Genomic DNA, 1,812 nt, shown 5'->3' on the forward strand with positions numbered 1-1,812 from the left:
GGTGAGGGCCGCGGACCCGTCCGCGGCCGACGCGGTCGGGCGGCCCCCACACCCGAATCTGCGTCGAAAAACCCTACGGAACGCCTTGTCGACCACACCTTCGGTGCCTGGGATCGGGCATCTCCCGCCGTCTCCACCCGCTGATACCCATCGTGGGTATGTTGGGGGTGGAAGCGGCCCGATGAGAGGAGTCGGCAATGAGCACCGAGACCCCCGAGGCCGGCCACGGCTACATCCAGTCCAAGGACGCCTACCTCATGCGCCTGCGCCGCATCGAAGGCCAAGCCCGCGGGCTTCAACGGATGGTCGAGGAAGAGAAGTACTGCATCGACATCCTCACTCAGGTCTCGGCGATGACCAAGGCGCTGCAGGCGGTGGCGCTGGGGCTGCTCGAAGATCACATCAGCCACTGTGTGGTCGATGCCGCCGCGACCGGCGACCGCGACCAGGCCGAGGCCAAGATCGCGGAAGTCTCCAACGCCATCGCCCGTCTCGTCCGGTCCTGACGCCCGACCGGTACCGACCTCCGACGGCGCTCTACCGGTGCACCGGCCGCATCCATCGAGCCTGCGACGCTGAGGGCTCGTCGCATCGGCTCTGCGGTACGAGTTCCGCGTCGAGCAGACGCGCAGGGAAGGAGTGGTCCCGAGCTGTCACCGGTGCGCACGGACCCATCCGTCCTGCTCATGCGGTTCCTACGACTTCCCGCGAAGAAAAGCGCTGACCAACCTCCCCGTGTCCGGGGTGATCAGCACTTGTGTCCACAGTGAGAAAGGAATTCCCCTGCCATGAAGACCACATACCTTGCCGCCGGCGCCGCCGCGGTCGCCGCCCTGGTCGCGTTGACCGCCTGTAGTAACTCCAACAACGATCAGTCAGCGCAGAGCAGTACCTCGGCGAGCGTCACCGCCACCACCGCCGCTACCGATACCCACAACCAGGCGGACGTGACGTTCGCGCAGCAGATGATTCCACATCACACGCAGGCAATCGAGATGAGCGATGTCATGCTGGCGAAGGACGGTATCGACCCTCGGGTGACCGATTTGGCGAACCAGATCAAGGCAGCCCAAGGCCCGGAGATCGAGCAGCTGCAGGGCTGGCTGACCGAGTGGGGACAGTCCGGCATGCCGAGGTACACGTCCGGGATGATGACCCCGGGCCAGAGCATGCCCATGTCCGTGCCGGGAATGAACCCAACCGGTGAGAAGATGCCGATGTCCACACCCGGGATGGAAGTGCCGGGCCAGGCCATGCCGATGCAGTCCTCGCAGCCCCCGGCGCCCGGTGCCGGTGGGATGGGGATGAGCGGAATGATGTCTGCCGAGGACATGACCGCACTGCAGAACGCCCAGGGCGTCGATGCCGACCGGCTCTTTTTCACGCAGATGATCACCCATCACCAGGGGGCGATCGCCATGGCACAGACCGAAATCGACTCCGGTCAATATCCCGACGCAGTCGCGATGGCACGCACCATCGCCAACACCCAGCAGCAGGAGATCACCACGATGCAGAGCATCCTGTCCTCGCTGTGACACCTGGGGTTCTGGTATCGCGCGTCCCGACGCCCCCAAAGGAGTGGCCAATGAACCGACGCGCAGTGGAAAGCCGCCCCGACGACGGTCGGGGCGGCCCCGATACTCATGCCAAGCCGCGCGTGTGACGGGACTCCGTCGTCATCGCGATCGTGGGCTGGTTCGACACCCGGTTATCAGGTCACACGAAACCGCTGCTCCGTGGGTGCGTCATGGTGGTGTCTGCCCGCGCAGTGTCGCCAACCGGTTGCGGTACTCGGTTTCGTCGATTTCG

The 1,812-nt window shown here is 65.3% G+C and carries 2 protein-coding genes; both read left to right on the top strand.

Annotation, left to right across the window (positions count from 1 at the left end):
• The first annotated feature begins 197 nt into the window (after window positions 1-197).
• A complete protein-coding gene (locus WAW17_RS10165) occupies window positions 198-506 on the top strand; it encodes a metal-sensitive transcriptional regulator (RefSeq protein ID WP_422332860.1) in 309 nt (102 codons plus the stop codon).
• 282 nt (window positions 507-788) lie between these two features.
• Window positions 789-1,538, top strand: coding sequence for a DUF305 domain-containing protein (locus WAW17_RS10170; protein WP_422332861.1), 750 nt, complete (start codon window positions 789-791; stop codon window positions 1,536-1,538).
• Window positions 1,539-1,812: the final 274 nt, after the last annotated feature.

The sequence above is a fragment of the Rhodococcus sp. (in: high G+C Gram-positive bacteria) genome (genome assembly GCF_049286785.1).
GTDB lineage: Bacteria > Actinomycetota > Actinomycetes > Mycobacteriales > Mycobacteriaceae > Rhodococcus_F.